Annotated in this window: 24 protein-coding genes; 8 read left to right on the top strand and 16 right to left on the bottom strand. The window is 56.0% G+C overall.

Translation table 11 applies throughout. The annotated features are described in order from the left end of the window. Nucleotides 1-28: 28 nt before the first annotated feature. The 3 genes from GHN86_RS11400 to GHN86_RS11390 are packed head-to-tail and all read left to right on the top strand — an operon-like array spanning nucleotide 29 to nucleotide 2,214. The gene (locus tag GHN86_RS11400) at nucleotides 29-820 is read left to right on the top strand and encodes a hypothetical protein (protein ID WP_153386609.1); all 792 of its coding nucleotides are present in this window, start codon (nucleotides 29-31) and stop codon (nucleotides 818-820) included. Nucleotides 821-844: 24 nt separating this feature from the next. Further along, entirely contained in the window at nucleotides 845-1,576 is a 732-nt protein-coding gene (locus tag GHN86_RS11395; RefSeq protein ID WP_153381877.1) for a hypothetical protein, read from the top strand. A gap of 26 nt (nucleotides 1,577-1,602) precedes the next feature. Beyond that, nucleotides 1,603-2,214: a hypothetical protein gene (locus tag GHN86_RS11390; RefSeq protein WP_153381875.1), complete on the top strand. Its 612-nt coding sequence runs from the start codon at nucleotides 1,603-1,605 to the stop codon at nucleotides 2,212-2,214. Nucleotides 2,215-2,321: 107 nt separating this feature from the next. On the opposite strand, the gene GHN86_RS11385 is transcribed toward GHN86_RS11390, so the two are convergent. The 14 genes from GHN86_RS11385 to GHN86_RS11320 form a co-directional block, all read right to left on the bottom strand. Further along, nucleotides 2,322-2,918 (bottom strand): MarC family protein, encoded by a 597-nt coding sequence (locus tag GHN86_RS11385; RefSeq protein WP_153381873.1) that lies wholly within the window; start codon nucleotides 2,916-2,918, stop codon nucleotides 2,322-2,324. Nucleotides 2,919-3,004: 86 nt separating this feature from the next. Then, the gene (locus tag GHN86_RS11380) at nucleotides 3,005-5,782 is read right to left on the bottom strand and encodes a hybrid sensor histidine kinase/response regulator (RefSeq protein ID WP_323369968.1); all 2,778 of its coding nucleotides are present in this window, start codon (nucleotides 5,780-5,782) and stop codon (nucleotides 3,005-3,007) included. A 99-nt stretch (nucleotides 5,783-5,881) separates the two neighbouring features. Beyond that, on the bottom strand, nucleotides 5,882-7,180 hold the full coding sequence (gene purD, locus GHN86_RS11375) for a phosphoribosylamine--glycine ligase (RefSeq protein ID WP_153381872.1): 1,299 nt from the start codon (nucleotides 7,178-7,180) through the stop codon (nucleotides 5,882-5,884). A gap of 188 nt (nucleotides 7,181-7,368) precedes the next feature. Continuing rightward, a complete protein-coding gene (purH, locus tag GHN86_RS11370) occupies nucleotides 7,369-8,976 on the bottom strand; it encodes a bifunctional phosphoribosylaminoimidazolecarboxamide formyltransferase/IMP cyclohydrolase (RefSeq protein ID WP_153381870.1) in 1,608 nt (535 codons plus the stop codon). Nucleotides 8,977-9,057: 81 nt separating this feature from the next. After that, nucleotides 9,058-9,378: a DNA-binding transcriptional regulator Fis gene (gene fis / locus GHN86_RS11365; RefSeq protein WP_003439210.1), complete on the bottom strand. Its 321-nt coding sequence runs from the start codon at nucleotides 9,376-9,378 to the stop codon at nucleotides 9,058-9,060. Continuing rightward, nucleotides 9,375-10,388, bottom strand: a complete 1,014-nt coding sequence (dusB, locus tag GHN86_RS11360) for a tRNA dihydrouridine synthase DusB (protein ID WP_153381868.1) — start codon at nucleotides 10,386-10,388, stop codon at nucleotides 9,375-9,377. Before dusB ends, fis begins: the two co-directional genes overlap by 4 nt. A gap of 216 nt (nucleotides 10,389-10,604) precedes the next feature. Next, nucleotides 10,605-11,834: a DUF3426 domain-containing protein gene (locus GHN86_RS11355; protein ID WP_153381866.1), complete on the bottom strand. Its 1,230-nt coding sequence runs from the start codon at nucleotides 11,832-11,834 to the stop codon at nucleotides 10,605-10,607. Between the two features lie 30 nt (nucleotides 11,835-11,864). Further along, nucleotides 11,865-12,743 (bottom strand): 50S ribosomal protein L11 methyltransferase, encoded by an 879-nt coding sequence (prmA, locus tag GHN86_RS11350; RefSeq protein ID WP_153381864.1) that lies wholly within the window; start codon nucleotides 12,741-12,743, stop codon nucleotides 11,865-11,867. Between the two features lie 282 nt (nucleotides 12,744-13,025). Beyond that, nucleotides 13,026-14,384, bottom strand: a complete 1,359-nt coding sequence (gene accC / locus GHN86_RS11345) for an acetyl-CoA carboxylase biotin carboxylase subunit (RefSeq protein ID WP_153381862.1) — start codon at nucleotides 14,382-14,384, stop codon at nucleotides 13,026-13,028. 17 nt (nucleotides 14,385-14,401) lie between these two features. Beyond that, a complete protein-coding gene (accB, locus tag GHN86_RS11340) occupies nucleotides 14,402-14,863 on the bottom strand; it encodes an acetyl-CoA carboxylase biotin carboxyl carrier protein (RefSeq protein ID WP_122784995.1) in 462 nt (153 codons plus the stop codon). Between the two features lie 25 nt (nucleotides 14,864-14,888). Next, a complete protein-coding gene (gene aroQ / locus GHN86_RS11335; protein WP_048360251.1) occupies nucleotides 14,889-15,344 on the bottom strand; it encodes a type II 3-dehydroquinate dehydratase in 456 nt (151 codons plus the stop codon). 130 nt (nucleotides 15,345-15,474) lie between these two features. Continuing rightward, nucleotides 15,475-17,253: a protein-disulfide reductase DsbD gene (locus tag GHN86_RS11330; RefSeq protein WP_153381860.1), complete on the bottom strand. Its 1,779-nt coding sequence runs from the start codon at nucleotides 17,251-17,253 to the stop codon at nucleotides 15,475-15,477. 82 nt (nucleotides 17,254-17,335) lie between these two features. Continuing rightward, on the bottom strand, nucleotides 17,336-17,863 hold the full coding sequence (locus GHN86_RS11325) for a hypothetical protein (RefSeq protein WP_153381858.1): 528 nt from the start codon (nucleotides 17,861-17,863) through the stop codon (nucleotides 17,336-17,338). A gap of 111 nt (nucleotides 17,864-17,974) precedes the next feature. Further along, a complete protein-coding gene (locus tag GHN86_RS11320) occupies nucleotides 17,975-18,508 on the bottom strand; it encodes a hypothetical protein (protein ID WP_153381856.1) in 534 nt (177 codons plus the stop codon). Between the two features lie 79 nt (nucleotides 18,509-18,587). Between GHN86_RS11320 and GHN86_RS11315 the strand changes: the two genes are divergently transcribed. Beyond that, the gene (locus GHN86_RS11315) at nucleotides 18,588-18,725 is read left to right on the top strand and encodes a hypothetical protein (protein WP_153381854.1); all 138 of its coding nucleotides are present in this window, start codon (nucleotides 18,588-18,590) and stop codon (nucleotides 18,723-18,725) included. Nucleotides 18,726-18,728: 3 nt separating this feature from the next. Here the strand turns inward: GHN86_RS11315 and GHN86_RS11310 are convergent, their stop codons facing one another. Then, the gene (locus tag GHN86_RS11310) at nucleotides 18,729-19,193 is read right to left on the bottom strand and encodes a hypothetical protein (RefSeq protein ID WP_153381852.1); all 465 of its coding nucleotides are present in this window, start codon (nucleotides 19,191-19,193) and stop codon (nucleotides 18,729-18,731) included. A gap of 321 nt (nucleotides 19,194-19,514) precedes the next feature. On the opposite strand from GHN86_RS11310, the gene GHN86_RS11300 reads away from it, so the two are divergent. The 4 genes from GHN86_RS11300 to speA all read left to right on the top strand — a co-directional run bounded on the left by GHN86_RS11300 (nucleotide 19,515) and on the right by speA (nucleotide 23,973). Beyond that, nucleotides 19,515-20,582 carry a DUF2333 family protein gene (locus GHN86_RS11300; protein WP_153381848.1) on the top strand — a complete coding sequence of 356 codons (1,068 nt, stop codon included), beginning with the start codon at nucleotides 19,515-19,517 and terminating at the stop codon, nucleotides 20,580-20,582. Between the two features lie 3 nt (nucleotides 20,583-20,585). Next, nucleotides 20,586-21,131: an NUDIX hydrolase gene (locus GHN86_RS11295; RefSeq protein WP_153381846.1), complete on the top strand. Its 546-nt coding sequence runs from the start codon at nucleotides 20,586-20,588 to the stop codon at nucleotides 21,129-21,131. A gap of 343 nt (nucleotides 21,132-21,474) precedes the next feature. Next, nucleotides 21,475-21,846 (top strand): translation initiation factor Sui1, encoded by a 372-nt coding sequence (locus GHN86_RS11290; RefSeq protein WP_323369503.1) that lies wholly within the window; start codon nucleotides 21,475-21,477, stop codon nucleotides 21,844-21,846. Between the two features lie 213 nt (nucleotides 21,847-22,059). Continuing rightward, complete coding sequence (speA, locus tag GHN86_RS11285; protein WP_122784988.1) at nucleotides 22,060-23,973, top strand: arginine decarboxylase; 1,914 nt, start codon at nucleotides 22,060-22,062, stop codon at nucleotides 23,971-23,973. Nucleotides 23,974-24,025: 52 nt separating this feature from the next. Here speA and GHN86_RS11280 read toward each other — a convergent pair whose 3' ends face one another. Beyond that, a complete protein-coding gene (locus tag GHN86_RS11280) occupies nucleotides 24,026-25,369 on the bottom strand; it encodes an MATE family efflux transporter (protein ID WP_153381842.1) in 1,344 nt (447 codons plus the stop codon). Between the last annotated feature and the right edge of the window lie 180 nt (nucleotides 25,370-25,549).

Genomic DNA, 25,549 nt, shown 5'->3' with positions numbered 1-25,549 from the left:
ATTGATCCGAAAACTGTGGAGTTTTGATATGACTATTGAAATGACTGGCGCCGAACTTAGTAATGAAGAACGAATTGCAGCAATTGAAAGTATGGAGCTGTCCGATGTGACCACCCGTTCACAATGGCGGATTCAGTCTTTGAGAGGTACAGCAGACACTCATCAAAGCGAGAAAGGTGAAAGTGCGTTGGTGACGGGTAATAGTGTACTTTCCTTTGTGGGTGGCTTGACCCCTCAACAGAAGCAGGACGTACAGGATTGTGTGTTATTTGCCCAATTGGCAACGGACAAGGCCTTTCCTGATAAAAAGCGTAGACAAGAGCGGTTTGATTTTTACAGTGATGTGCTGACGTTGTGTGGATGGGGAGCAACTAATAACTCTATAAAGGAGGTCACTGGATTAAAGCAAAAGTTCACCATGGATCAAGTGGCGCTGGAAATCATATCTAGCGTAATCGGCGTCAATAAAGTCTTGCTTGATATTGTTGCCGTGGTCTTCAAGGCGTTGCAAAAAAACCCCAAAGCGCTGGCGCTGTTTGAAAACGAGGAGAGTGGCAATGAGAGCGCCGACTTTCAAATCTTGCCGTGCATTGGTACGGTGGATGGTGAAGTGGTAATGATCAAATCGGCCTTCCATATAACTTCACCTAAACGCATAACCAAGGTGCTTTTTTGGGAGTGGAGCAGTAACAGCGTCCGTTTATATGCAGGGGCCAATAACACCACGCTTAACCAAAAAGTCTATGCGGGCGTTCGTCAGAGCATCAGCGATAAATTGGCATACACGACTAAAAAGCGTATCGAAAGAATCGAAATTTAATTCGGGCTTCTAAGGGATTAGTGCATGACTATCGCTCCTGAAAACATGAGAGTTAATGCTGGAATAATCATAGCGTCTTTGCCCGATGTGGCGATTCCATTGCAGAGGCAAGCTGACGTCGTCAGTTCGTTATTATTGGCGCAATTGAGTGCCCGTTTCAAATTTCCGTTAGCCTCTCAATACGCCGAGCGAGAAAACGCTTATGAGTCAGTACTGACAGATTTGTCATGGACGACACTCCATCAATCGTATAACGAGCAACAGGGTGCTCAGACGTTGGATGTCGTCAATGTGTTGATGAGTGAAAGTGCCCGACTATTTGAATTCCGGATTGGTGTCGCGTTCTCAAATATGGCCTCAAATCTTCAACTCTCTGCCCCCACAGATAAGGCCCGAAAGGTATGGCGTGAGCATGTTGTACGTCGTGTTCAGCCGGTGAAGGATTCAACACCCGACTGCTCCGCTATCGAGGAGTCGGTGGTGTGTATTAAGTTGGCGCTGATCGACTCAGACTGGCTATTGCATACGTTGATGTTGCGTTTTTCTACACGCGCCGTGCTGACAGAGGACTTCTTGAACCAGAGTGTTCTTATTGCGCCTGACACCAGCGTAGATGTGCAGGGTGACACCTATAGCCTCAATGAGTCGGTGTACAGACACTTGAGGGACACAATAAACGACAAGCTCACCCATAAACGGACGGACTTGGTCATGCCCTGGAGTGTTTCCCCCTCAACCGCGTTACCGGTGGAATAGATAACGTTTAAAGGGTGGAGCATTACATGGATGCAATAAAAGTAGGGGCGACGTGGGTCTCATTCGTGAGCGGCCTGTCGGGTGAAGATAAACAAGATATTCAAGACTGTCTGCTCTATGCCGAGATGCGTGCTGATAGCGGCGGGTTTGAAGGGTTCGCATGGCTTTCGCATTATCAAAGTACGTTGCTGACCCTCGGGTTCAATCTGCAATCGTATATCGTTGACCGGCCCTTACTGGTTCTCGATATTCGTCAGGTTGAGGAGTATGCCGTTGAAATTTCAGGCGTCCAGAGCACTCAAGGGCTCGCACAGTCATTGGGGGAAGTTTTTGATGCAATGCCCATCAGGCAGGACGCGTTGAACTATCTTCGTCATCCGGTAGAGAACGCACAGACGCGTCATTATCAATGTGTGCCTTGTGAGAAGACACGAGAAGGGCATGTGATCGTGTTTGTTTGCGGTTTAGCACTGAGCTGCCAGAGGGTGCGGGCAAGAGGACGTACTCATGATGTGTACTTGAACGCTAAAGGCGGTGCTTTTGTGTTGAACAGGACGATCTATGCCAGGCATCGAGCGCAGGTATACGAGGCAATACGTCAGGCGGCTGCACACATGATTAGCGTTATTGACATTTAAACGGTGTTTTTAACAATTAAAAATTAACAATGGCCCTGGCGGGCCATTGTCTTTTGGCTAAAAGCCCTGCGCGCGCGGTGTGCCGACTCGACACTGCAAGGCGCGGATCAAGGCACCATATATCCCCTGATCCCGGTGAAAATAATTTGTGCTGCCAGAGCGCAGACAAACAGGCCCATCAAGCGGCTGACTATTTGTAAGCCCTGCTCACCAAGAATGCGCTCAATACGGTTAGACAGGTAAAGCACTACTCCTACTGTCAGGCTCGCGAGGGCAATGCTGATAATCGCCATCAGTTTATCGTCCCAGTGTGGCTGGCTAATGCCCATCACCAGAAGTGCACCAATAGTCCCCGGGCCGACGGTCAACGGGATCGTAAGAGGAACGATGGTGACGTCTTGATTGACGTTATCGATTTGTACCGCCGATTTACCTTGAGCCATGCCCAGCGCTGAAATGAACAACACACTGCCAGCGCCAATTCGAAAGGCGTCCACGGTGATGCCAAATACGCTGAAAATGACCCGCCCGAACAGATAGAGCAATACACTGGAGACTAACGTTGCCAGCGCTACTTTCCATGCCAGATGCCGACGCTCTTTACGCGAGTAGCCTCTGGTCAGGCTGATAAAACATGAAAGCACGAAGAATGGGCTGTAAAGCACCAGCATCTTCAAGTACACACTGAACAACACATGGAGCATGGTTTGAGCTCACATTGAAGGAAGGCGACGAAAGTCTATCAGGCCAAACGTACTCTGTCGGCCTTATGCCTCGCTCTCTACAGACACTAGGAAGTGGATTCTTTGTGCTGACGCAGCGCACGTTGGGCCACCCAATACTCAACCAACTCACGCAATTGTGACAGTTCTACCGGCTTGGACATGTGCCCATCCATGCCTGCCTGACGAGCCCGTTCCTTATGTTCGGCCAGAATGTGAGCCGTGAGCGCGACCACAGGCGTGCGGACTCGCTGATTGCTGACTTCCCAGGCGCGCATTTGTTCAGTGGCTGAAAAACCGTCCAGCACGGGCATTTCACAGTCCATTAAGACCAGATCGTAACGTTGGGCTTTCATGGCCCTCAGGGCCTCTTCGCCATTGCTGGCAGTATCGGGTTGCAGGTTTAGCTTGCCCAGCATGCCGCGAATGACTTTAGTTGAAATACTGTTGTCTTCGGCCACTAAAATCCGGAAGTCGTCAGGGACCGTAACAGGTGCAGCGGGCCCATTGGCGACAGTTTGCGCCGCTGGATTGCCCTTGTTGCGCTGAGTCAACTCATCGGCAAGGGTGGTCTTTAGCGTGTAGCCCGCTACTGGCTTGGCCAGAATTCGTTTGATGCCGCAATTGCGCGCAATGATCTTGCTGGGTGCATTGCTGATGCCTGTCAGCATGACCAGCAAGATGTCGTGATTCAGGCTCGGGTCTTCCTTGATCTTGGCTGCCAGTTGCATGCCGGTCATGCCAGGCATATTCTGATCCAGCAGCACAATGTCAAAGTAGTCTCTCAGGTGGGCTTTAGTGCGTAACAAGGCCAATGCCTCTTTGCCCGAGGCGGCCGCGTTAACATTCAGGCCCCATGCGGTGCATTGTTGCACCAGCACTTTGCGGCAGGTGTCGTTGTCGTCCACCACCAGTACTCTGGCACCCTTGAGCGGACTGTCCAGATCTGAAGTCGGGTGTTCCAGATGCTGTGGGTCCAGGGGCAACGTCAGCCACAGGTTGGTGCCTTTATTCTGGCCGGTCTTGATGCCGAACTCGCCCCCCATCAGCATGATCAGTTGACGGGCAATAACCAGCCCCAAATGGCCGCCAAGTCGGGTGGCGGCCAGAAAGTTCTTGCTGTGCAGTTCAGCATTCAACAGGGCTTCACGCTCCCGCTCATCAATAGGTTGGCCGGAATCCTGTATCGCGATGCGCAGACGAGGCGGCCCTGAGCGTTCCTCCAGCGCGACGACGATCAGAATTTCGCCATCTTCGGTCTTCTTCAGAGCGCTTTCGAGCAGGCTGAGCAGGGTCTGACGCAAGCGCGTGGGGTCACCGCTAATGACCCGAGGCACTTGGGGCTGAATGAAACTGATGAGCTCGATGTTCTGCTGTTCTGCTTTGGTGCGGAAAATACTCAAGCAGTCTTCGATCAGCGCATTGAGATCGAACTGCACGTCGTCTAATTCGATTTGTCCTGATTCCAGTTTTGAAATGTCGAGGATTTCGTTGATCAGGGTCAGTAGTTCGTTGCCCGCACTGTGGATGGTTTGGACATAGTCGCGCTGTTTAACGGACAGGGGAGTCCCCAGCAGGAGTTCGGTCATCCCGAGCACACCGTTCATGGGCGTGCGGATTTCGTGGCTGATCTTGGCCAGAAACTCGGCTTTGGCGTTCACTTCAGCATTACTGGCGGCCAGATCGCGGCTAATGCTGAATTGATCTTCGGCGATGCTGTAATGGCGTTCGTTTAACGCAATGCTCATCAACAGGCCACTGATACAAACAATCACCAGCAGTACCAGAATCAGTTCTTGCGGGGCGATCAAAGTCAGGCCCAGCAATGCAGGCAGCATCATCAGGGTGCCAATGTTGAATATAACCATGGCAACCACGAACAGGCGCGCAGGGCGGTATCCCTGATGCCAGTGATAGGCCGATACCAGCAGAATGCTCAAGCTGGTTAGACCGATCATGCTGTAGGTCACAATGTTCAAAGGCAGGGTGTCGATGAACAGCAAAAGCAGGGAGCCGAGGCTGACGATCAAAATGTTCAATAACAACAGTTTGTGTAGCGCATGCGGGCCCTTGGCCGAGAAAAAGCTGTAGGTGTACATCAGCCCGCAAGGCGCCGTCAGTATCAGAGCCAGGTAAGCGCCTGACGGTTGGGTGCCAAGCCACTCAGGAACCCAGGGCCCCAGAACGTTCAAAAACAAGGTGCAACTGATCAGTAGCAAGGCTTCGCAGAGTGCGAGCCACAGGCTGCACATTGAGCGGCTGAACGCAAAGCGAATGAGGTTATGCAGCACCAGCATTGCCACGCAGCCAAGCAACATTCCGTACAGCAGGGACATGCCCTGATTGGCCGCAAGTTCGACTGCGGTATTGAGGGTAATGTGCGGGCGCAATTGGTGTTCAGAGATCAAGCGCAGGTAAAGATCCAGAGGTTTGCTGCTTTGTGGTAACGGCAGCAGGTAGTCGCTGCTGGACAGCGGTTTTGCGGACAAGGGCAACGTGTTACCGGTGTTAACCTGGCTGATTATTTTTTGATCATCCAGAACGTACAGGTCGAGATGCGAGAGATCAGGTGCAAACACACTCAGCACTTGTTCGTGCTTGTCGGGCTGGAGTCTGTACCTTAGCCACAGAGCCTCGCCAGGTTTGGCGGCGGTGAGGTGTTCAAGTTCAATGGGGCTGAACTGATTGGCAAATCGTGCTGAGCGGACGTCGCTCAGCTGCAGATCGCCCGCCGGGTCCGAGAAGACTGCCCAACTACTGGCTTGAGCAGCCTGCATGGGCATTAAGCAGAGCAAAACAGTCAGAAGACTGACTATCAAACCTATGGCGATCCTTAGCCAGCGCACGGTGAAATCCCTTCGTCTATTGAGGCTAGGCGGGCACTATGCGCGGCGCTGGAATACTTAGGCAAGAGTTGAAAACCCTTGCCTATCCATATGAGGGGGTTATTTCTCAGCTTCGCCACGTTCGCGTGCAATGGCTCGGTAGCCAATGTCGTGTCGGTAGAAGCAACCCTTCCAATCAATGGCTTTAGCAAGGTCGTAGGCCTTTTCTTGAGCAGCTTCGACCGTATCGCCCATCGCGGTCGCGCACAAGACACGGCCACCCGCAGTTACAACTTGACCTGCCGAATTGAGCGCGGTGCCCGCATGGAACACTTTGCCTTCCAGCTTTGAGGCCGCGTCCAGACCATGGATTACATCGCCTTTGGCGTAGTCAGCAGGATAGCCGCCAGCAGCCAGTACGATACCCAGGCTTGGGCGTGGATCCCATTGTGCTTCGACCTTGTCCAGTGCTTGAGCCAGAGCGGCCTCAATCAGCAACACCAGGCTCGATTGCAGACGCAGCATGACCGGTTGGGTTTCCGGATCGCCGAAACGGCAGTTGAACTCGATTACTTTCGGGTTGCCGGCTTTGTCGATCATCAGGCCTGCGTACAGAAAGCCCGTATAGACGTTGCCTTCTTCAGCCATGCCGCGCACGGTTGGCCAAATCACCAGGTCCATCACGCGCTGGTGTACGTCAGCAGTGACCACGGGGGCAGGGGAGTAAGCACCCATGCCGCCGGTGTTCGGGCCGGTATCGCCGTCGCCAACACGTTTGTGGTCTTGGCTGGTGGCCATAGGCAGAACGTTTTTACCGTCGACCATCACAATAAAGCTGGCTTCTTCACCGTCGAGGAACTCTTCGATGACAACGCGCGAACCGGCCTCGCCAAAGGCGTTGCCCGCGAGCATGTCACGCACTGCATCTTCGGCTTCTGCCAGGGTCATGGCGACGATCACGCCTTTACCGGCGGCCAGGCCATCAGCCTTGATCACGATAGGGGCACCGACTTTCTGCAAGTAAGCCAGGGCCGGTTCAATCTCGGTGAAGTTCTGATAGTCAGCGGTCGGGATCTTGTGACGCGCCAGAAAATCCTTGGTGAACGCTTTGGAGCCTTCCAGCTGGGCTGCGCCAGCGGTAGGACCGAAGCAATCCAGGCCGCGTGAGCGGAACAGATCAACGACGCCAGCAACCAGCGGCACTTCAGGCCCAACGATGGTCAGTGACACGTTCTTTTCAGCAAAATCTGCAAGCTGTTCAAGGGCCAGAACGTCGATGTCGACGTTTTCGCACTTGGCTTCAGTGGCCGTACCGGCGTTGCCGGGAGCCACGAATACTTTAGCGACACGCGGATCTTGGGCTACTTTCCAGGCCAGTGCGTGTTCACGGCCACCGCTGCCAATGATCAAAACATTCATTTCAAAAACCTCGGATGACGCTGAATTCTGTTTAAACCCAAAGCGCTTCGCGCTTCAGGAGGTCGTAATGAAGTCGGTAGCTGCAAGGCGGAGTCGACCTTGATGAGCGGAGTTGCCTGTTGGCAATGAGCATCATCGAGGTCGGCTCCAACGCAGCAGATGCCGGGTTCAGTACGGCCGTCGTCTAGTTAGTGACGGAAATGGCGCATTCCGGTGAACACCATCGCAATACCGGCTTCGTCAGCGGCAGCAATCACTTCGTTGTCACGCATCGAACCGCCTGGCTGGATCACCGCAGTGATACCGGCCTTGGCGGCGTTGTCGATGCCGTCACGGAACGGGAAGAATGCGTCCGATGCCATTACCGCGCCCTGTACTTGCAGACCGGCGTGTTCAGCTTTGATGGCGGCAATACGGGCCGAGTTTACGCGGCTCATCTGACCGGCACCGACCCCAATGGTCTGACGACCTTTGGCATAGACGATGGCGTTGGACTTCACGTACTTGGCCACTTTCCAGGCGAAGATCAGGTCGTTGATTTCCTGCTCGGTCGGTGCGCGTTTGGTCACGACTTTCAGGTCTTCGCTGCCGATCATCTCGATATCACGGCTTTGGACCAGCAAACCGCCATTAACGCGTTTGAAGTCCCAGGCCGGGGTGCGCTCTGCGCTCCACTCGCCACAGGCCAGCAAGCGTACATTGGCTTTGGCGGCCACGATAGCGCGGGCTTCTTCGCTGACTGATGGGGCGATGATCACTTCAACAAATTGACGTTCGACGATGGCCTTGGCGGTTTCAGCGTCCAGCTCACGGTTGAAGGCGATGATGCCGCCAAAGGCCGACTCGGTGTCAGTGGCGTACGCCAGTTCGTACGCCTGGCGAATGCCGCCTTCAGCGTCCGGGCTGACGGCTACGCCGCACGGGTTGGCATGCTTGACGATCACGCAAGCTGGCTTGACGAAGCTCTTCACGCATTCCAACGCAGCGTCTGTGTCGGCCACGTTATTGAACGACAGTTCTTTGCCTTGCAGCTGGGTAGCGGTAGCAATGCTGACTTCGGCAGGTCTGGCTTCAACGTAGAACGCCGCTTTTTGATGCGGGTTCTCGCCGTAGCGCATTTCCTGAGCCTTGATGAACTGGCTGTTAAAGGTGCGCGGGAACTGGCTGCGATCTTCGGTGCTGAGAGTTTCTGCCGCTTGATTCACAGTGCCCAGGTAGTTGGCAATCATGCCGTCATAGGCGGCTGTGTGTTCGAAGGCCTTGAGCATCAGGTCGAAACGCTGTGCGTAGGTCAGGCCGCCGGCCTTGAGGTTTTCCAGCACGTTGGCGTAATCGCTGGCATTCACAACGATAGCTACGTCTTTGTGGTTTTTCGCTGCCGAACGAACCATGGTCGGCCCGCCGATATCGATGTTTTCGATGGCAGTCGGCAGGTCGCAGCCTGGCTTGCTGATGGTCGCTTCGAATGGATAGAGATTAACCGCTACCAGGTCGATGGGCTTGATGCCGTGCTCGTTCATGATGTCGTCGTCGATGCCGCGACGGCCCAGGATACCGCCGTGGATTTTCGGGTGCAGGGTCTTAACCCGACCGTCCATCATTTCAGCAAAGCCTGTGTAATCCGCGACTTCAACTGCGGCTACGCCGTTATCTTGCAACAGCTTGAACGTACCGCCAGTGGAGAGGATCTCGACGCCGAGGGCTTCCAGTTCACGGGCGAACTCAAGGATTCCGGTTTTGTCGGAAACGCTGATTAAAGCGCGGCGGATCGGCAGGCGGGTAGTCTGATCGGTCATCTCGATTTCCATCAAAAGCAAAGGAGTCAGCAAAAAAGGCGGCCCGTTTTACCAGGACGCCTTTCAGGTTTGATTGAATGCTTACAGCAGATCGTACTGTTTGAGTTTTTTGCGCAAGGTGCCGCGGTTAAGTCCCAGTAGTTCTGAGGCTTTGGTTTGGTTGCCCTTGACGTAGTTCATGACACATTCGAGCAGGGGAGCCTCGACTTCGGAAAGTACCAGGTTGTACACGTCCGTGACTTCAGCGCCCTCCAGGTGGGCGAAATAATTGTGCAGCGCCTTTTCGACACTCCCGCGAAGGGTCTGGCCTTCTTCGCTTGGCGTATTGAGGTGCTGTTTCAAGTTGACGTTGTCGCTCACGGGCGTTGTTCCACTCACTAATGTCTCGGTCATCATCGTCATGCGGCCACCCATCCTTCGTCCCCTGTCCCCAGGCTCTTGTGTCGTTCGGCGAAAAACGCCTGAACGTTGGCGCATTGTGCTTCCGTGTCTTCTAAACGATTGAAGTGGGCGCGAAACTCCTTGGCGCCCGGCAAGGTTGCGAGATACCAACCGACATGCTTGCGGGCAATGCGAACGCCCAATACCTCCCCATAGAAGGTATGCAATGCAGTCAGATGCTCTAGCAGAATACGTTCCACTTCGGTCATTTCCGGTGCCGGCAGCAATTGCCCGGTACGCAGAAAGTGATCGACTTCGCGGAAAATCCAGGGCCGCCCTTGAGCCGCCCTGCCAATCAACAGTCCGTCAGCCCCGGTTGCGTTCAACACGTGCAGGGCCTTATGGGGTGAATCGATGTCGCCGTTGGCGAAAACCGGTATTGACACGGCCTGCTTGATCGCGGCGATGGTGTCGTACTCAGCTTCCCCGGTGTACAGGTCGGCGCGGGTTCTACCGTGCACGGCCAGCGCTTGAATCCCGGCTTGCTCGGCAATTTTTGCTACCGTCAGGCCGTTTTTGTTGTCCCGGTCCCAGCCGGTACGGATCTTCAGGGTGACCGGTACATCAACTGCAGCCACCACGGCCAGCAGGATTTCGTTCACCAAAGCTTCGTCTTTCAGCAACGCGGAGCCGGCAGCCTTGTTGCAGACTTTTTTGGCCGGACAACCCATGTTGATATCAATAATCTGTGCGCCCAGTTCCACATTGGCCCTGGCGGCATCTGCCAGCATTTGCGCATCACCTCCGGCGATCTGTACCGAGCGTGGCTCGGGATCACCGTCGTGAATCATGCGCAAGCGCGATTTACGGCTGTTCCAGAGACTCATGTCGCTGGTGACCATTTCCGAAACAACCAAACCCGCCCCCATCCGTCGGCAAAGCTGACGAAAGGGTTGATCGGTGACACCCGCCATAGGGGCGAGGATCAATCCGTTGTGCAATGTATATGGGCCGATGCGTACCGCCGACATAGGACTTCCCTGTTGTGGGGCCGAATCTGGAGAGTTCGAAAAAGGGTTGGCATGATACCCGCTCTCGATGACTGGATAAAGGCTGGGTTGGATGTTTTTTGAACAATGGGGTTTAAACCCGGCTTCAAGCATCGAGTGCCAAGCTTCAAGACACTGTTGGCTTGCGCTTGGCGTCTCACGTGCCGCTTGAGGCTTGCTGCTAAAAGCGCAGCATGCTCACTCGGGCGAGTGAAAACTCAGGCTGTAGTTCACCGCTTTAGGGCCCGGATCGAGGATGTCCAACGCTATATGAATAGGCGTTTGCGGCGGCATTTCGGTCTTGGCCATGTCACCGCTCAGGTATTCGCCGGGTTTGAAACGGCGGCTCGCAATCATCTTGCCGTCAAGGTCGGCAAAGCGTAGCTCCAGCAGCGGGAAAGGCTGGGAGAAAGGCGCGCGGTTGTAGAGGATTGCATCCACCACCAGCGCCCCGGCGAATTCCGGATGGCTGCGCACCACCAGATTGCTGCTTTTGATGCGGTCAATATCGACCTTGGACGGTACTGTGCAGCCGAGTAGGGGGCACAGTTGTTGAAAAATGGGTCGGTACTGGTCCTGTCGGGCCAGTTCTTCAAAGTGCGAGGCGACGTACTGCCCGGCCAATGCGGCGGCTGCCAACAGAATCAGCAGCCCCCAAAGCAGACGCTTGCCCCACGGAGCGCGGCGTTTTTGCCATTGCAGTTGCAAAGGATCGTCGGCCAGGTCCAGCAGCATTTCATCGCGCACGCCAGGTTCGTTGCGTTGACGTTTGTTTTTGCCGAGGGGTGCGGGTTTAAGCGGCTCGTCGTCTTCGTCATCAATCGCAGACAGGTGTTCGCCTGCCGGCTCATCATCAACGGTTAGCTTGAGAGGCGGCGTGTCATCCGGCTCATCAATGTCCAGTGATAATGAGGGTTCTGAGCGACCGGCATGAGGAGGCTCGACGTCACTGTCGAAGGCACTTGTTGCCAATGCTGACGATTGAGCGCGTTCTGCTGCCGATTCGCTGTACAAGCTCTCGGACCATTGGCTTTCTTCAGCCTCAGGCAGTTCGCGGCGGGCGCTGAACGAGCGGTCTTTAACCTTGTGGGGTTGGCCGAAGCTTTTGCTCGGCTGGATTTCAAGTTCTTCGAGCTTGGCCAGCTCTTCATCCAGATCCAGATGGTCGAGGTCCATCTCTTCGGTTTGCCAGTCCACCGGTTTTACGCTGACGGCAGGCTCGACAATCTCGGGCGGTGCGACATCAGGAGTCGTTATGGCAGGTTGCTGTTCAGTTTCAGTGCGTTTATTCAGCAGTTGCTGTGCGGCATTGAACACTTGCAGGCAAGAGCCACAGCGCACCACACCGCGTGCCATGCCCAACTGGGCATGGTTGACGCGGAAACTGGTCTGGCAGTGCGGGCACTGGGTAACGAAGCTATCGCTCATGTGGCCATCCGGATTGGGCAGGCGTGCATTCTAGCGCCGACGGCCACTGATGCGCACCCAGCCATCGCGAGTGGCGATCGGGTCGAGGTCAAAGTCCTTGGCGTAGGCTGCGGCCACTTCTTCGCCTTGCTCGGCGAGAATGCCGGACAGTGCCAGACGTCCGCCAGGTTTAACCAGGCTCGACAGTTGCGGGGCCAGAGAAACCAGTGGGCCGGCGAGGATGTTGGCGACCACGACATCGGCCTGAACCTGCGGCATGTCTTCAGGCAAGTACAACGGGAACAGCGCCGGGTCGATACCGTTACGGTTGGCGTTGTCGCGCGAAGCCTCCAGCGCTTGTACGTCGATGTCGGTGCCGACGGCTTCTTTGGCGCCCAGCAACAGGGCGGCAATGGCCAGAATGCCCGAGCCGCAGCCGAAGTCCAGAACGTTGCAGTCCTTGAGGTCCTGGCCGTCCAGCCATTCGAGGCACAGTGCGGTGGTCGGGTGGGTGCCGGTGCCGAATGCCAGACCCGGGTCGAGCAGCAGATTGACTGCGTCAGGCTCGGGTGCCGCGTGCCAGCTTGGCACGATCCACAGGCGCTGGCCGAAGCGCATGGGGTGGAAGTTGTCCATCCAGCTGCGTTCCCAGTCTTGATCTTCGATCACTTCGGCGTGATGTTCAGGCAGTGGCGAGCCGGTAAGCAGTTCCAGATGGGACAGCACGAGGTCGGCTTCGGTGCCGTCTTCGAACAGGGCCAACAAATGGGTGTGTGACCACAGCGGGGTGGTGTTGAGTTCAGGTTCAAAGATCGGTTGATCTTCGGCATCCATGAACGTAACCGATACGGCGCCGACTTCGAGGAACGCGTCTTCGTAGGTTTCGGCTTGTTCCGGGCTGATGGCGAGGCGTACTTGCAGCCAAGGCATGGCGGGCACCTTTGAAAAATAAGAGTGTGCAGCCGCTGGGGCTGCGAGAAGCGCGCCAGTTTACGCGAGCGTAGGCATGGGGGGTAATCAAAAAACGATGAAAAGCGAAGGGCCCCCTCACCACGCCTCTCCCGGAGGGAGAGGGGACTTTGACCGTGTACGCTTTCAGGTTCACAGCAAATCTGCTCCCTCTCCCTCGGGGAGAGGGCTGGGGTGAGGGAAAGCTCTGCACCAGACACAACAAAGCCGCTCGAAAGCGGCTTTGTTGATCAGAATACAAACTTACTTGTTAGCCAGTTTGTGTTCCAGGTAGTGAATGTTGACGCCGCCTTTGCAGAAGCCTTCGTCATTCACCAGGTCGCGATGCAGCGGGATGTTGGTTTTGATCCCGTCGACCACGATTTCGTCCAGGGCATTGCGCATGCGCGCCATGGCTTCGTCACGGGTCGAGCCCCAGGTGATCAGCTTGCCGATCAGGGAGTCGTAGTTGGACGGAACCTTGTAGCCACTGTACAGGTGCGAATCGACGCGAACGCCATTACCACCCGGTGCGTGGAAGTGCTTGACCATGCCAGGGCTCGGCATGAACGTTGCCGGGTCTTCTGCGTTGATCCGGCACTCTAGCGAGTGACCGTGGATTTTCACGTCATCCTGGGTAAAGGACAGTGTGTTGCCTGCCGCAATGCTCAACATCTCTTTCAGGATGTCGATGCCGGTGACCATCTCGGAAACCGGGTGCTCTACTTGCACACGAGTGTTCATCTCGATGAAGTAGAAGCGACCATTTTCGTACAGGAACTCAAACGTTCCCGCGCCACGGTAGTTGATGTCGATACAGGCTTGAACGCAGCGCGCCAGAACTTCCTGACGGGCTGTTTCATCGATACCCGGTGCTGGTGCTTCTTCCAGAACCTTTTGGTGACGACGTTGCAGCGAGCAGTCGCGGTCGCCCAAGTGGATGGCGTGCCCCTGACCATCGGACAGTACCTGAACTTCCACGTGACGCGGGTTGGTCAGGTATTTCTCGAGGTAGACCATCGGGTTGCTGAACCAGGCGCCGGCTTCTTCACGGGTCTGCTTGGCTGCTTCGATCAGGTCTTCTTCGCGGTTCACAACGCGCATGCCACGACCACCACCGCCGCCAGCGGCTTTGATGATCACTGGGTAGCCAACTTCACGGCCAATGCGCAGTGCAGTTTCAGGGTCTTCCGGCAGCGGGCCGTCAGAGCCTGGAACGGTCGGAACGCCCGCCGCGATCATGGCGTGCTTGGCCGAAACCTTGTCGCCCATCAGGCGGATGGTGTCGGCCTTCGGGCCGATGAAGGCAAAGCCGGATTTCTCGACTTGCTCGGCAAAGTCGGCGTTTTCAGCCAAAAAGCCGTAGCCCGGGTGAATCGCCGTGGCGCCTGTCACTTCAGCCGCCGCGATGATGGCCGGAATGTGCAGGTAAGACAGGTTGGCCGGTGCCGGGCCGATGCAGACGGTTTCGTCTGCCAGACCCAGGTGCATCAGTTCCTTGTCGGCAGTGGAGTACACCGCGACGGTCTTGATGCCCAGTTCCTTACAGGCCCGCAGGATGCGCAAGGCGATCTCGCCGCGGTTCGCGATTAGAACTTTTTCCAGCTTTTTAGGCTTCAGCATCGTGGGTTCCCCGTGGTTCAAACGATGGTGAACAGCGGTTGGTCGAACTCAACCGGCTGACCGTTTTCTACCAGGATGGACTCGATAACACCGGCTTTTTCAGCGGTGATGTGGTTCATCATTTTCATCGCTTCAACGATGCAAATGGTGTCGCCAACTTTTACGCTCTGGCCGACTTCAACGAAGGCTGGCGAGGTAGGCGAAGGGGTGCGGTAGAACGTACCGACCATTGGCGACTTGACCACAAAACCGTTCAGTTTTGGTGCAGCAGGCGCTTCGGTCACAGTGGCAACCGGGGCAACAGCCACTGGAGCAGCAGCCGGAGCTTGTTGCATTGGCGCGGGTGCGTAGAACTGTTGAGCTGGAGTCTTGCTGTGACGGCTGATGCGTACGGACTCTTCGCCTTCTTTAATTTCCAGCTCGTCGATGCCGGACTCTTCCAGCAGTTCGATCAGTTTCTTAACTTTACGGATATCCATGAATCGTCAACTCCCAATGGGTCGGTCAGGGGCGTTTAGCTTGTAGTTCAAGCTGTTCCAGGGCGGCCTCCAAGGCCAGTCGGTAACCGCTGGCGCCAAGGCCGCAGATCACGCCTACCGCAACGTCGGAGAAGTAGGAGTGATGGCGGAAAGGTTCGCGTTTGTGCACGTTAGACAAATGCACTTCGATGAATGGGATGCTCACCGCCAGCAGCGCGTCACGTAATGCCACGCTGGTGTGGGTAAAAGCAGCCGGGTTGATCAGAATAAAGTCCACGCCTTCATTGCGCGCAGCATGTACCCGGTCAATCAATTCATATTCGGCATTGCTTTGCAGGTAGAGCAAATGGTGGCCGGCATCGCGGGCCCGCTGCTCCAGATCCTGATTGATTTGCGCCAGGGTGGTAGCGCCGTAGACCCCCGGTTCGCGGGTGCCTAGCAGATTCAGGTTGGGGCCGTGCAGAACCAGAAAAGTCGCCATCTGCTGTTCCTTGTTATGTGTGTGCAGTTAACAGTGACGGGCGACTATGCCGAAAAGTCGATTGGCTGTCCAGTTAACTGCAATAGCCAGCACGATGACCGATGTTCGCGAAAAGTTTATGACTGGGGCTCTAGATCTGGTCATTCGCGTTGGCGACACGTTCGGCGAAGTCTTCTGGATTGATCTCGCCAATGACCCGCTGGTCACTTTTTTCTTCGCCGTTTTTGCCAAAAAACATCAAGGCGGGCGGACCGAACAATTGATAGCGATCCAGCAAGGCGCGCTGCTCGGCGTTACTGGCCGTCATATCAAAACGCACTAACTGATACCCCTTGAGCAGGTCGAGTACTTTCGGGTCATTAAGCACCTCATGCTCAATCACTTTGCAGCTGATGCACCAGTCGGCATACCAGTCCAGCAGCAGCGGTTTGCCCGCTTTTTTAGCCATAGCCAGTGCGCTATCCAGTTCGTCCTGGGTGTTCACGGTCAGCCATTGGTCGGCGGGTCGCGTACTGTTGGGCGCGGCTGCAGCAGAGGTTTGGACATGGCCGAGGGGATTGAGCGGATCACCTTGACCGCTGAGCGCACCAAACCAGCACGCCAGGGCGTAAACCAGCAAAAACAGCCCTAACAATTGGGCCAAGCGTTGGCGGGGTGCTTTGTAGACGAACTCGAGTGTGCCCAGAAACAGGCTTACACCGGCCGCCAGCACACCGATCAACAGGAGTGTGACGGGCCCGGGTAGAACGCGGCTGAGTAAACCGATAGCCAGCCCAAGCAGCAGCACGCCAATTGCGTTTTTGACGCTGACCAACCACGGGCCGCTTTTTGGCAGCCATGCGGCACCGCCGGTTGCGACCAACAGCAGCGGGGCGCCCATGCCCAGCCCGAGGGCGAACAGTTTGAGCCCACCCCCCACCGCATCGCCACTGGCGCTGATGTACAGCAATGCTCCGGCCAGCGGGGCGGACACGCACGGCGAAACCAGCAGGCTGGACACTACACCGAGCACGGCCGCACCCCAGAGTGAGCCGCCCTGCGTGCGATTGGCGACACGGTCGAGGCGATTGCTGATGGCCTGAGGCAATTTCAGTTCAAAGACACCAAACATGGCCAGCGCGAAAATGGCGAAGAACAGCGCAAAGGGCACCAGCACCCACGCCGATTGCAGCCGGGCTTGAAGATTGAGTTGAGCGCCGAACAACCCCATCAACGCCCCCAGCAGAGCAAAGCAGGCCGCCATGGGCAATACGTAGGCCAGCGACAGGCTAAATCCGCGCAATCCACCCACCTGGCCGCGCAGCACCACGCCGGACAAAATTGGCAGCATGGGCAATACGCAAGGGGTGAATGTCAGGCCAATTCCCGCCAGGAAAAACAACGCCAGCTCGCGCCAGTTCCATGACGTTTGGGCACCAGCGCTGGCTGCAGAGGCCGCTGTCGGTACGGTGCCGCTGATACTCAGGCGCTCTGTTTCGGGTGGGTAGCACAGGCCTTTGTCGGCACAGCCCTGATACGTAACAACCAATGTGAAAGGTCGTGGGTCATTGGCCGGGCGTGGGATGTCGACATCGAGAATGCTGTGGTAGACCTCGACATCGCCAAAATACTCGTCATGTTTCGCTTCGCCGGAGGGCAACTGCACAGAGCCTAGCGCGATGTCAGCTGGTTCGGTTTTAAAGTCGAACCGATGCCGATACAGGTAATAACCCTCAGTCGGTACGAAGCGCAGTTTGATCGTTTCAGGTGTGCTTTCGATCAGGTTGAGCTTGAACGCTTCGCGCACTGGCAAGAAGTCACGACTGTTATTGATCGCGCCCAGCGTAGAGCTGGGGCGGTTGTCCAGCAGTCCCGTCGCCATGGCAGGCAGGGTGCAGAGCATAAACAGGAGGCAGAGCAAGCGGCGCATAGGAATCTCGCATATCAAACGTGCGGCCATGATAACGGAGTGGCTTGGCCTGTGCTGACACGCGGATGTCAGAGTGGACGGGTCACTGGGGCGGTGAGTGTTGACGCGGGTTCTTCACGGTCGGAACGTCATTGAGAATGAACTTTAAAGGAATGTCATTGCGTTTATAGATCCAGGTAATACCGCGGGTGTTAGTGGTGTCACAGTCCACCTGAGTCACTCCCTCCAGAATCAGTCGAATAGTGATGCCTTCGTTTGCGGGAGTGGCGCAGGTGAGCTGTTCATATTTCAAAGGGCCCAGAGGGCGATAGGTGAAATTGGCAAAACTCTCGAACGCATATTTATCGAGCGCCTCGCCTGGGGGGGGCTGGGTGGAGGGCATTGAAATAATGTGTAACGTTGCATTGGCTGGCTCATCATCCACCAACTCATGAACAAAGTGGGAATGTGGAGGGATTAAGCAGGGGGGGGCGGTGTTAGCGGAGGGTGTACACGGATGGCCGCCGATGTTGTTCAGCACGACGGCCAGAAAATTCGACTGGTTATCAATATGCAGTAGGGCGCCAGGGCCTGGCGGTGAAAAAAACAGAGGCACAATGAAAATGATCATTCTCATAACAGTGCCCGCTTGCGATGGTCACGGCAGTTTAGGAGTGAACGTTTCCAAACTTAATCGCGTTTCGCGCCACTGGCTACTGTCATAAATAACAGGTTGGGGAAGTTAGTTAATATCCCGAACGGTAATCATCATATCGGAAGTGAACCTGTTTTCGACCCACTCCATGAATTCATCATCCGGCGTTTGACAATGTTTTTGGGTGTGATTTTTTATGATGACTTCAATGCTGACCGCGGATCGATTCACGGTGTCACATGAAATAAACTGTTCGGTGTCGACAGCGTTTTTATAGCTGTAGCTGCTGCTGCCCTGAACCTCGTAGTGTTCGGTGTCATCAGCATGAGCGCGAGTGAGGTAGACGCGCTTTTTATCAATAAGGCTGTTGGGCGTTGCGTGAGTGGCCACTACCGTAAAAATAGCACTGTTATAAGGCTCTTCCTGCAGTACAAAAGTAGTTATTGCTGATGGGGCCAACGCGCACTTTCGAGGAAAAGCAGGGTGGTGCTGGCATACCGGATCTATGCGGTCGTCTGGAATGAAAATCCATGCCCGGGTCGACAGATTGTTGATGGTCAGCGTTGCCGCACCACAAAAAGTTGAACAAGCCAGTAGTGATAATGCAAAAAACACTTTCATAAGCTTGCAGGTCCTTGATCAGTAAGGCGTGCCGATTAAGGCTAAAGGCCAGCACCCACTTATTAAGGATTAGAAACTCATGCCTGCCTACTGTCACATATACCAGTATCGCGAAGCGGCGAACTGTGAATGGGTGGCGGCGCGGCCACCGCTGGGCGCAAGCGTGAAAGACCTGCACAGCGTTATTACGCTGCCTGCCCAGCGTTTGAAGATTTGATTGTTAAAGGTCGCGGATGGTGATTGTCATGTTGGCGCCGCTCGACCAGTCAACAAAGCGTGTAAGATGGTCCTCTTTGGTTTGGCAGGTTGCGTCCCACATATCTTCGATAACGATTTGAATACTGACAGCGTCTTTATTTATGGTGTTGCAGCTGATCACTTGACCTTTCCATTCCTCATTACGGTACGAGTAACTAGCGCTGCCGTTAAGCGTGAATTTTCCCGAATCCGGATCAGGGGTTGAAACAAGTTGGAAAGTCTCCAGGTTATAAAGGTCCGGAAGGGTGTATTCAGTTTTCTTTTGGGGCGGCAGGGTACAATCGGAAGCGGGATGCGTAACGCAGGCCGGATAGATCTTTTTTGGAATCATCACATACGTGTGTGTGGATTGGTTATCAATAGTTAATGTAGCCCCGAAGGACAGCGAGGAAAAGGCAACTAATGCCAGAGCTATGATTGTCTTCATGATTATTCCTATTTCAATGAGAGGGAGAATTGTCTATGCGGCAGGTGTATTAGATATAGGAAGCAAATTGTTGCCAACTGTCAGAACTAACGGTTGGCCCAGTCCTGAAAGAATAAAAGGAAATAAACCCGGCCTTTACATAGTTGAACGTCACAGGTGGGCTGCCGACTTGAAATTTACGGATGGCCCATCATTTAGTGTCGATGGCTGTCTGCATTTGGCAGTCAAGCCCGGATTGACAGAAAAACGTGCACCTACAGGCAGCACGATGGGGTAGGGTTGTGGTCGAATTGTTGAACCTGATATTGAAAGGATATGGCCATGCTGGACTGGAAGAAACGTGAGGGCAGTGCCCGCGAGTCGGTCAAGGAAAGCCACGCGCAGCCGCGTGGCTATTTCAAGAGTATTCTGCTTAGCCGCTCCATCGCCGTTTTGCTCGGCATTTACGTGGTGGTATGCCTGGGCCTGGGGTGGTACTGGAGCCAAGAGCCTGACTTGTTCCCGGTTCAGCAAAATGCGCAATTGGCTGCCGAGAAAGAAGGCAAGCAAATGGTGCCGGGCTTCACCACCGTCGAAACCTTGAAAACAGTGGCTGGGACATTGCTGAACAAGCCGGGTGGGTATTTATCCAATGACCGCATGCCGCCGGGTGTGCTGCTCGACAATATTCCGAGCTGGGAATATGGCGTGCTGGTGCAGGTCCGTGACCTGACCCGCGCACTGCGTAAAGACTTTGCCCGTTCGCAATCACAATCGGCTGAAGACGCGGATCTGGCCAAGGCCGAACCGCGTTTCAACTTTGACAACAAGAGCTGGATGTTGCCGTCCAGCGAATCGGAATATCAGGAAGGCATCAACTCCCTGAGCCGTTATCAGGCGCGACTGTCTGATCCGAGCCAGAAAAACGCGCTGTTCTATGCGCGGGCCGACAACCTGAACAACTGGCTGGGCGATGTGGGTACCCGTTTGGGCTCGCTGTCGCAGCGTCTGTCGGCGAGCGTTGGGCGTGTCAAACTCAACAGCGCGCTGAAAACCGAAAGCCTGCAACCGGGTCAAGTCCCGGTGGTTGACGAAGAGATTGTCGAAACCCCGTGGATGCAGATCGACAACGTGTTCTATGAAGCTCGCGGTCAGGCGTGGGCGTTGTCGCACTTGCTGCGGGCCATTGAGGTCGACTTTGCCGATGTGCTGGCCAAGAAGAACGCTACGGTGAGCGTCCGTCAGATCATTCGTGAACTGGAAGCCGCGCAAGAGCCGGTATGGAGTCCGATGATTCTCAATGGCAGTGGCTATGGTGTTTTGGCCAATCATTCGCTGGTCATGGCCAACTATATCTCCCGCGCCAACGCAGCAGTCATGGACTTGCGTCAACTGCTGTCACAAGGCTAAAGGATGTCTATATCAGCCAATGAGGCCGCACACCGTGCGGCCTCGGATGTTGAGCAGGTGGTCTGGGTGGATCGTGATGACCGCGTGCTCGGTACCAAACCTCGTCATGAGCTGCGCGAGCAAGGCTTGATCGGGCGCGGCACGTTCATTCTGTTGTTCAACGCTGCCGGCGAGTTGTGCGTGCACCAGCGCACTTTAAGCAAAGCCCTGTATCCGGGCTTTTGGGATGTCGCGGCGGGCGGCATGGTGGGCATGAATGAAAGCTACGCCGAGTCGGCCGCTCGCGAGTTGGCCGAAGAACTGGGGGTCAGTGGCGTGCCGCTGATCGCCCATGAGCGGTTTTACTTCGAAGGTCCACAGAATCACCTCTGGTGCGGGGTGTTTTCGGCCGTTTGGGATGGCCTGTTGCAGGTTCAACCTGAAGAGGTTCAGCAGGCGTTATTCATGCCGGTGGCCGAGGCATTGCGTTTAAGTGAACAACAGGATTTTTGTCCCGATTCACTGGCCGCACTGAAGCGGTATCTGGAGCGCAAGCACGAAACGGCGTAGCAGCTGCCGAAGGCGGCGTTCGGCGGCATAGCCGTCGCAATTCGGGCAACCTGTTATGTCAGGCGAAACCGGTTGGCACCCTCTTGCGATCGCTGCGCAATCGGACGCCGCCTGCGGCAGCTGCTACGAAAGTGCGGCGCCAGAGAATCGTTTTAAATTGGCGCCAATTGGCTCTTGGGCCGGGGCCAATTTGTCGTTACACTGCGCGACCTTTTTCAGGCTTGGGCGGTTTTCCCGCCCGAGTTGCGCTGCCCCTGCCAGAGTGGGGCTTCGCGGTCGGTATAGCGTGGCGCTCCCGCGTCCTGCACCGGCCAATTTTTTGTCCTCCATATGAGGATTGCCGGTGGCCAAAAAAGCCGCATCCTTCGCCGCCCTCGGTGGCCTGGTATTTTCCACCGACGCAGGTCGTCACTGTCCGGACTGTCGTCAGCCGGTGGACGCCTGTACCTGCAAACAAACCCAGATCCCTGCCGGTGATGGCATTGCTCGCGTGCGCCGCGAAAGCAAGGGCCGTGGCGGCAAGACGGTCACGACGATAACCGGCGTGCCATTAGCTGAAGACGCGCTCAAAGAGCTGGCCACCACGTTGAAAAAACGCTGTGGTACGGGCGGTGCGTTGAAAGACGGCATTATCGAGATCCAGGGTGATCACGTCGAACTGCTGCTTGGCGAGTTGATCAAGCACGGGTTCAAAGCCAGGAAGTCTGGCGGTTAGCAGCTTCTGTGAAGACCACCGTTGAGCTGTACCGTTGCCCTGAAGGGCCTTAGGCACGGCTCGCCATGGTTTTCACAGAACCTGTTCTGACGGGTTTCTAAACTCCGTGCTGTTGCAGCGGTCTACCCTGCACAGACGAATCGTCACTTTCACGCTTTAGACTGCGCCAACCTGCGCTCAGGTTGGGCTTTTTGACTTATATAGGGGACTTCGATGTCCGTACGACGCACACGCAAAGACGATGGCAGCCAATGGACAGTTGCGGACAGCCGCAGTGTTTATGGGATTCGCCATTGGGGGGCCGGGTATTTCGCGATCAATGAAGCCGGTCGCGTAGAAGTCCGTCCGAACGGCCCGAACAGCTCGCCCATTGATCTGTACGAGCAAGTCGACGAACTGCGCAAAAGTGGCTTGTCCTTGCCATTGCTGGTGCGTTTTCCCGATATTTTGCAAGACCGTGTACGCCAGCTGACCGGCGCTTTCGATGCCAATATCGAGCGTCTGGAATACCAGAGCCAGTACACCGCGCTTTACCCGATCAAGGTGAACCAGCAAGAAGCGGTGATCGAAAACATCATCGCCACCAAGGACGTTTCGATTGGTCTTGAAGCCGGCTCCAAGCCTGAGCTGCTGGCCGTGCTGGCGTTGGCCCCGAAAGGCGGCACTATCGTCTGCAACGGTTACAAGGATCGTGAATTCATCCGCCTGGCGTTGATGGGCCAAAAGCTGGGTCACAACGTGTTCATCGTGATCGAGAAAGAGTCCGAAGTGGACCTCGTGATCGAAGAAGCGGCCTCCCTCAAGGTCAAGCCACAGGTCGGCCTGCGCGTGCGCCTGTCGTCGTTGGCGTCGAGCAAGTGGGCTGACACCGGCGGTGAGAAATCCAAGTTCGGTCTGTCTGCTGCGCAGTTGTTGTCAGTGGTCGAGCGCTTCCGCGCGGCTGGTCTGGATCAGGGCATCCGCCTGCTGCACTTTCATATGGGCTCGCAGATCGCCAACCTGGCGGACTACCAGCACGGTTTCAAGGAAGCGATTCGTTACTACGGCGAACTGCGTAACCTGGGCCTGCCGGTTGACCATATCGACGTGGGCGGTGGCCTGGGCGTCGACTACGACGGTACCCACTCGCGCAACGCCAGCTCGATCAACTACGACATGGACGACTACGCTGGCGTCGTGGTCGGCATGCTCAAAGAATTCTGTGATGCGCAAAGCTTGCCGCATCCGCACATTTTCTCTGAAAGCGGCCGTTCGCTGACGGCGCACCACGCCATGCTGGTGGTGCAAGTGACCGACGTTGAGAAACACAACGACGACGTGCCCGAGATCCAGAACAAGGAAAGCTTGCCGGAAACCGTGCAATGGCTGGTTGACCTGCTGGGTCCGACCGACATTGAGATGGTCACCGAAACTTACTGGCGTGCCACGCACTACATGAGCGACATCGCTGCCCAGTACGCAGACGGCAAAATCAATCTGGCCGAAAAAGCCTTGGCCGAGCAGTGCTATTTCGCCGTGTGCCGTCGCCTGCACAACTCGTTGAAAGCGCGTCAGCGTTCGCACCGTCAAGTGCTGGACGAGCTCAACGACAAGCTGGCCGACAAGTACATCTGCAACTTCTCGGTATTCCAGAGCCTGCCGGACACCTGGGCCATTGGTCAGGTATTGCCAATTCTGCCGCTGCACCGTCTGAACGAAGAACCGCTGCGTCGCGCTGTGCTGCAAGACCTTACCTGCGACTCCGACGGCAAGATCAAGCAATACGTCGACGAGCAAAGCATCGAAACCAGCCTGCCGGTGCACGGTCTGAACGAAGGCGAAGACTATCTGCTGGGCATCTTTCTGGTGGGCGCCTATCAGGAAATTCTGGGTGATATGCACAACCTGTTCGGTGATACCGACTCGGTGAACATCTACCAGAACCCGGATGGCAGCGTGTACCACGCCGGTATCGAGACCCACGACACCATCGAAGACATGCTGCGTTACGTGCACTTGTCGCCGGAAGAGTTGATGACTCACTACCGCGACAAAGTGGCCAGCGCCAACATCAGCGTCAAAGAGCGCACCCAGTATCTGGACGCCCTGCGTCTGGGCCTGACGCGCTCCTCGTACCTGTCTTCGTAATTTTCACGTAGCTGTAAAAAACGCCGCTTCCCGAACAGGGGGCGGCGTTTTTTTATGGGGTGAACCATTGATCCCGACGTTGCATGCGCCACGCATACACCCCCAACGTGGCGCTGCGCAGCACCATAAACAGCAGAAAACTTATCCACAGCCCGTGATTGCCGAAGCCGTGCAGCGCCCAGGCGACGGGGAAGGCGATCACCACGCTGATGACCATGGCATTGCGCATTTCCCGTGCGCGAGTGGCGCCGATAAACAAGCCGTCGAGCAAGTAACTCCACACCGCAATCAGTGGCAACACCGCCAGATAGGGCAAGTACTGGAAGGCGGTTTCGCGCACGCTGGCGATGTCGGTTTGCATCTGCACAAACAGATGCCCGCCGAACAGGAACAGCAGGGCAAATGCGACACTGGCCAGCAGCGACCAGCCGCAAGCCACCACCATTGAACGGCGCAACGCTTCCCGGTCACGGGCGCCGATTGCATGCCCGCATAAGGCTTCGACTGCGTGGGCCAGACCGTCCAGCGCATGGGCGGCCAACAGAAGGCCGTTGAGCAGCAGCGCATTCGCAGCCACGGTCGCGTCGCCCAGCCGTGCACCTTGCAGGGTGATGGCGAAAAACACCGATTGCAGCAGCAGGCTGCGAATAAAAATATCGCGATTAACCCCCAGCAGCGGTTTCCAGTTGTACCACAGACGCAGCGCCGCCCATCGCACCTTGCCCGGATAGGTGCGCAGTGCGCCGCGTGTAAGGTACAGGCCGAGCAGGGCACCGCTCCATTCGGCAATCACCGACGCCCGTGCCGAGCCCACGACCCCCCAATCCAGTCCGAGCACAAACCACAGGTTAAGCGCGATATTCACCAGGTTGGTGGTCAGCAGAATGGCCAGTGGTGCACGGGCGTTTTGCGTGCCCAGAAACCAGCCAACCAGCGCATAGCTGGCCAGCGCGGCGGGCAGACCAAATAGACGGGTGTGGAAGAACGCCAGGGTCAGCTCATGCAGCTCGGCTGAGGGTTGCATCAGGTTCAGGGCCACGCCGCTGAACGGTATCGCGATAGCGCCCAGCAGCAGGGACAGCCCCCCGGCGAGTAACAGACCTTGTAGCAGGATTTGCCGTAATGCCGTGCCATCACCCCGCCCGGCGGCCTGCGCGGCAAAGCCAGTGGTGCCCATGCGCAGAAAGCCCATCATCCAGGCCAGGAAGATATACAGGCTGGCGCCGACGGCCACGGCGCCCAGTTGGTGGGCGTGGGGCAAATGGCCAATGACAGTGCTGTCGACCAGAGCGACCAGCGGCACCGAGATATTCGACAGAATCATGGGGGCGGCCAGCGCCCACACGCGGCGATGGGTTGGGCGGTCGCGCCAGTCAGCTAAGAGGGAAGACGACATGCAGGCTCCTTGAGGGAGCGCGATTGTAGCCCAAGCCAGCCCTCACTAAAGGCAAAAGCAGATTTGCGCAACACCTTCGATCAGCTCCCTCTCCCTCCGGGGGTGTATGGACCGGGGACATCGCGAACAGAATGTTCGGAGACATAGCGAACACTTTTTAATACGACACATTGAGCCCTT

Source organism: Pseudomonas helleri (assembly GCF_009600315.1).
Classification (GTDB): Bacteria; Pseudomonadota; Gammaproteobacteria; order Pseudomonadales; family Pseudomonadaceae; genus Aquipseudomonas; species Aquipseudomonas helleri_A.
Note: the sequence above shows the minus strand (reverse complement) of the source record. Positions and strands in the feature narration are given on the sequence as shown.

Excerpts from the sequence above, each read along its gene's own strand:
- GHN86_RS11400 (WP_153386609.1), top strand. The coding sequence starts at position 29 with ATGACTATTGAAATGACTGGCGCCGAACTTAGTAATGAAGAACGAATT.
- GHN86_RS11395 (WP_153381877.1), top strand. The coding sequence starts at position 845 with ATGACTATCGCTCCTGAAAACATGAGAGTTAATGCTGGAATAATCATA.
- GHN86_RS11390 (WP_153381875.1), top strand. The coding sequence starts at position 1,603 with ATGGATGCAATAAAAGTAGGGGCGACGTGGGTCTCATTCGTGAGCGGC.
- GHN86_RS11385 (WP_153381873.1), bottom strand. The coding sequence starts at position 2,918 with ATGCTCCATGTGTTGTTCAGTGTGTACTTGAAGATGCTGGTGCTTTAC.
- purD (WP_153381872.1), bottom strand. The coding sequence starts at position 7,180 with ATGAATGTTTTGATCATTGGCAGCGGTGGCCGTGAACACGCACTGGCC.
- purH (WP_153381870.1), bottom strand. The coding sequence starts at position 8,976 with ATGACCGATCAGACTACCCGCCTGCCGATCCGCCGCGCTTTAATCAGC.
- fis (WP_003439210.1), bottom strand. The coding sequence starts at position 9,378 with ATGACGATGATGACCGAGACATTAGTGAGTGGAACAACGCCCGTGAGC.
- dusB (WP_153381868.1), bottom strand. The coding sequence starts at position 10,388 with ATGTCGGCGGTACGCATCGGCCCATATACATTGCACAACGGATTGATC.
- GHN86_RS11355 (WP_153381866.1), bottom strand. The coding sequence starts at position 11,834 with ATGAGCGATAGCTTCGTTACCCAGTGCCCGCACTGCCAGACCAGTTTC.
- prmA (WP_153381864.1), bottom strand. The coding sequence starts at position 12,743 with ATGCCTTGGCTGCAAGTACGCCTCGCCATCAGCCCGGAACAAGCCGAA.
- accC (WP_153381862.1), bottom strand. The coding sequence starts at position 14,384 with ATGCTGAAGCCTAAAAAGCTGGAAAAAGTTCTAATCGCGAACCGCGGC.
- accB (WP_122784995.1), bottom strand. The coding sequence starts at position 14,863 with ATGGATATCCGTAAAGTTAAGAAACTGATCGAACTGCTGGAAGAGTCC.
- aroQ (WP_048360251.1), bottom strand. The coding sequence starts at position 15,344 with ATGGCGACTTTTCTGGTTCTGCACGGCCCCAACCTGAATCTGCTAGGC.
- GHN86_RS11330 (WP_153381860.1), bottom strand. The coding sequence starts at position 17,253 with ATGCGCCGCTTGCTCTGCCTCCTGTTTATGCTCTGCACCCTGCCTGCC.
- GHN86_RS11325 (WP_153381858.1), bottom strand. The coding sequence starts at position 17,863 with ATGATCATTTTCATTGTGCCTCTGTTTTTTTCACCGCCAGGCCCTGGC.
- GHN86_RS11320 (WP_153381856.1), bottom strand. The coding sequence starts at position 18,508 with ATGAAAGTGTTTTTTGCATTATCACTACTGGCTTGTTCAACTTTTTGT.
- GHN86_RS11315 (WP_153381854.1), top strand. The coding sequence starts at position 18,588 with ATGCCTGCCTACTGTCACATATACCAGTATCGCGAAGCGGCGAACTGT.
- GHN86_RS11310 (WP_153381852.1), bottom strand. The coding sequence starts at position 19,193 with ATGAAGACAATCATAGCTCTGGCATTAGTTGCCTTTTCCTCGCTGTCC.
- GHN86_RS11300 (WP_153381848.1), top strand. The coding sequence starts at position 19,515 with ATGCTGGACTGGAAGAAACGTGAGGGCAGTGCCCGCGAGTCGGTCAAG.
- GHN86_RS11295 (WP_153381846.1), top strand. The coding sequence starts at position 20,586 with ATGTCTATATCAGCCAATGAGGCCGCACACCGTGCGGCCTCGGATGTT.
- speA (WP_122784988.1), top strand. The coding sequence starts at position 22,060 with ATGTCCGTACGACGCACACGCAAAGACGATGGCAGCCAATGGACAGTT.
- GHN86_RS11280 (WP_153381842.1), bottom strand. The coding sequence starts at position 25,369 with ATGTCGTCTTCCCTCTTAGCTGACTGGCGCGACCGCCCAACCCATCGC.